The sequence below is a fragment of the Saccharomonospora saliphila YIM 90502 genome, assembly GCF_000383795.1.
Classification (GTDB): domain Bacteria; phylum Actinomycetota; class Actinomycetes; order Mycobacteriales; family Pseudonocardiaceae; genus Saccharomonospora; species Saccharomonospora saliphila.
In genome coordinates this window covers 1-3,354 of sequence record NZ_KB912652.1, presented here as the reverse complement: position 1 = coordinate 3,354, position 3,354 = coordinate 1, and the positions used below count along the sequence as shown (strand labels likewise).

Here is a 3,354-nt window from a genome sequence, read left to right as displayed (position 1 = left end):
GCAACCGTCCCTCCTTCACCGGGATGCTCTCCCGGCGCCTTTCCACCGTGCGCCAGGCGGCCTCCGCCCGGGCCGAGGACCCGGCACAGCAGTGAGCACCGGCGACAGCACCGGAGCCCGCCCGGCCCGCCGCACGGACGCGCCGTCCACCTCGGACAACCCCTGGCCCGTGCGCACCGTCGCCCGCAAGATCGCCGACTGGATTCACCGGCTCGGCGCGGTGTGGGTCGAGGGCCAGGTCACTCAGATCTCGGCCCGCCCCGGCACCCAGACCGCGTTCGTCACGCTGCGGGACCCGGCCGCCGACGTGTCGATGACGGTGACCTGCCCGGCGCGCATGCTGCGCGCCTGCGAGCCGCCGTTACGGGACGGCGCCAGCGTGGTGGTACACGGCCGCCCGACGTTCTTCCTCGGCCGGGGGACGCTCAGCCTGCGCGCCGACGAGATCCGGCCGGTCGGCATCGGTGAGCTGCTCGCCCGCATCGAGCGATTGCGCAGGTTGCTGGCCGCCGAGGGCTTGTTCGCGGCCGAACGCAAGCGCCCCCTGCCGTTCCTGCCACGCGGTGTCGGGCTGATCACCGGGCGTGCCTCGGCGGCCGAGCACGACGTCCTGGTCAACGCCCAGGCCCGCTGGCCCGCCGTGGCGATCCGGGTGCTCAACACCGCCACCCAGGGAGCCCGGGCGGTGCCCCAGATCCTGCGGGCGCTGCACACCCTCGACGCCGACCCGGACGTCGACGTCATCGTGCTCGCCCGCGGCGGGGGCAGCGTCGAGGACCTGCTGCCCTTCTCCGACGAGACGTTGTGCCGGGCCGTGGCCGCCGCGGGCACGCCGGTGGTCAGCGCGATCGGGCACGAACCCGACTCGCCGCTGCTCGATCACGTCGCCGACCTGCGCTGCTCGACCCCGACCGACGCGGGCAAGCGGGTGGTGCCCGACGTGGCCGAGGAAACCGCACGCGTGCGTCAGCTGCGCGACCGTGCCCGCCGCGCTCTGCACGGCTGGGTGGACACGCAGTGCCGCCTGTTGGAGCAGACGCGCAGCAGGCCCGTGCTGGCCGACCCGCTCGGACCGGTCGAACGCCGGGCCGCCGAGGTCGAGACCCAGGTCGAACGCGGGCGGCGCGCGGTGCTGGCGACACTGAGCGGGGAACAGACCGCGCTCGCCTCCGCACGCGCCCGGCTCACCGCACTGGGCCCCTCCGCGACACTGGCCCGTGGCTACGCCGTCGTGCAGTACACCGACGCATCAGGCACCCTGAGGGTCCTGCGGTCGGCCTCCGAGGTGGCCGACGGCACACCTCTGCGGGTGCGGGTCGCGGACGGTGCCGTCCACGCGGTCGCGGGGACACGGGAGGAGTGAGGGGCGAATGTACGGGTGCGCGTTCCTGCCGTTGACGACCAGGACGGCCGCGCACCTGTGCCGCTGCCCGGGCGAGGACACCACCGGCGCCGCGATGCTCGTCCGGCGCAGGGCCGCCGACGTCGAAGCCGCGGCCGCGCGGTGCTGGGCGGTGCTGCTCGCCGGGTGCGCGACGCCGGTCCGGAAGGATCTGTCCGGCAGCCTGCACGCCTTGTCCGAGGCGACCGAGCACTATGTCGGCACGCGATGGTGGTTCTCCGACGGATCGGTCCACCGGCACCGCGTGGCGCGAGCCCGGACCCTCGTGGAATACGCGCTGGCCGAGTCCGACGGCGGCGAGTTCGCCCGCGCGTTTGTCTCCTACGACCACGCCACGGCCAGCGCGGTAGTGTGCGCCCGGGAACCGGACCGGTCGACGACCGGGTGAGCGACGAGCGAGACGGACACGAGTGAGCGAACCGAACGACGCGCACGAGGCCGACACCACAGGCACCGACGGGGCCCGCGAAGCCGACGAGCCGGCGGACCTCGACTACGAGCAGGCGAGGGATCAGCTGATCGAGGTCGTGCGCGGTCTCGAGGCGGGCGGGCTGTCGCTTGAGGAGTCGCTCGCGCTGTGGGAGAAGGGGGAGCGTCTGGCCCGGCTGTGCGAACGGCATCTCGAGGGCGCGCGCGAGCGCATCGAGGCGGCCCTGGCTACCGTGGAAGACGCACCGGAGGACGCGGAGGCGGGCCCGTCCGCCGATGGTCGCCCGGAGTGACGTCCGTGACACACACGTGGGCGCCGGAACCGGGCACCCGTTAGGTAGGGCAGCATCCGCTTTCGACTCGACGAGCCATCGGGAGGCACCATGACCGCCGCCAGCCAGTCCGCCGGTAGTCCGAGGCGGGGCGAGGCCCCCGACCGCAACCTCGCGATGGAGCTGGTCCGGGTGACCGAGGCGGCCGCCATGGCCGCGGGCCGCTGGGTCGGCAAGGGCGACAAGAACGGCGGTGACGCCGCCGCCGTGGACGCCATGCGTCAGCTGATCGGGACCGTGTCGATGCGGGGCGTCGTCGTGATCGGCGAGGGCGAGAAGGACGAGGCGCCCATGCTCTACAACGGCGAGGAGATCGGCAACGGCGACGGTCCGCACTGCGACGTGGCCGTGGACCCGATCGACGGCACCACACTGATGTCGAAGGGCATGCCCAACGCGCTGGCCGTGCTCGCCGTGGCCGAGCGGGGCGCGATGTTCGACCCGTCGGCGGTGTTCTACATGGAGAAACTCGCCGTGGGGCCGGACGCGGCGGGGTCGGTGGACCTGTCAGCGCCGATCGCCGAGAACGTGCGCCGGGTCGCCCGGGCCAAGAACAGCGGCGTTTCCGACGTCACGGTCTGCATCCTCGACCGTCCCCGCCACGAGCAGATCATCAAGGAGGTCCGCGAGGCCGGGGCCCGCATCCGGTTCATCAGCGACGGGGATGTGGCGGGCGCCATCGCCACCGCCCGGCCGACGACCGGTGTCGACATGCTGCTGGGCATCGGCGGCACGCCGGAGGGCATCATCGCGGCCTGCGCGATGAAGTGCCTCGGCGGCGAGTTGCAGGGCAGGCTCTGGCCCAAGGACGACGCCGAGCGCACGCAGGCGATCGAGGCGGGACACGACGTCGATCGGGTGCTCACCACTGACGACCTCGTGCGCGGCGACAACGTGTTCTTCTGCGCCACCGGCGTCACCGACGGCGACCTGCTGCGGGGCACGCACTACCGCGCGGGCGGGGCCACCACGCAGTCGATCGTCATGCGGTCGAAGTCGGGCACCGTGCGGCTCATCGACGGCTACCACCGGCTCACCAAGCTGCGCGACTTCTCCTCCATCGACTTCGACGGCGCGCAGGACGCCGACATCGCCCCGCCCCTGCCGTGACCGGCGGGCCCCGGCGCCGAGTGCGGACCGCGAACCCGAGTGACCGGACTCACCACCCGGCAGGGGCCGATACGCTCACGC

4 protein-coding genes are annotated in these 3,354 nt (G+C 73.3%); all 4 read left to right on the top strand.

From position 1 onward, the window contains the following. The first annotated feature begins 91 nt into the window (after positions 1–91). The 4 genes from xseA (at position 92) to glpX (ending at position 3,273) form a co-directional block, all read left to right on the top strand. Positions 92–1,363: an exodeoxyribonuclease VII large subunit gene (gene xseA / locus SACSA_RS0108665; RefSeq protein ID WP_019815123.1), complete on the top strand. Its 1,272-nt coding sequence runs from the start codon at positions 92–94 to the stop codon at positions 1,361–1,363. A gap of 7 nt (positions 1,364–1,370) precedes the next feature. Continuing rightward, positions 1,371–1,790 carry a hypothetical protein gene (locus tag SACSA_RS0108660; protein WP_019815121.1) on the top strand — a complete coding sequence of 140 codons (420 nt, stop codon included), beginning with the start codon at positions 1,371–1,373 and terminating at the stop codon, positions 1,788–1,790. A 22-nt stretch (positions 1,791–1,812) separates the two neighbouring features. Beyond that, the gene (locus SACSA_RS0108655) at positions 1,813–2,124 is read left to right on the top strand and encodes an exodeoxyribonuclease VII small subunit (RefSeq protein ID WP_019815119.1); all 312 of its coding nucleotides are present in this window, start codon (positions 1,813–1,815) and stop codon (positions 2,122–2,124) included. A 90-nt stretch (positions 2,125–2,214) separates the two neighbouring features. Further along, positions 2,215–3,273, top strand: a complete 1,059-nt coding sequence (glpX, locus tag SACSA_RS0108650; protein ID WP_019815117.1) for a class II fructose-bisphosphatase — start codon at positions 2,215–2,217, stop codon at positions 3,271–3,273. Positions 3,274–3,354: the final 81 nt, after the last annotated feature.

Bases quoted from the DNA above. Each gene is read 5' to 3' on its own strand.
- SACSA_RS0108660 (WP_019815121.1), top strand. From the start codon at position 1,371: ATGTACGGGTGCGCGTTCCTGCCGTTGACGACCAGGACGGCCGCGCAC.
- glpX (WP_019815117.1), top strand. From the start codon at position 2,215: ATGACCGCCGCCAGCCAGTCCGCCGGTAGTCCGAGGCGGGGCGAGGCC.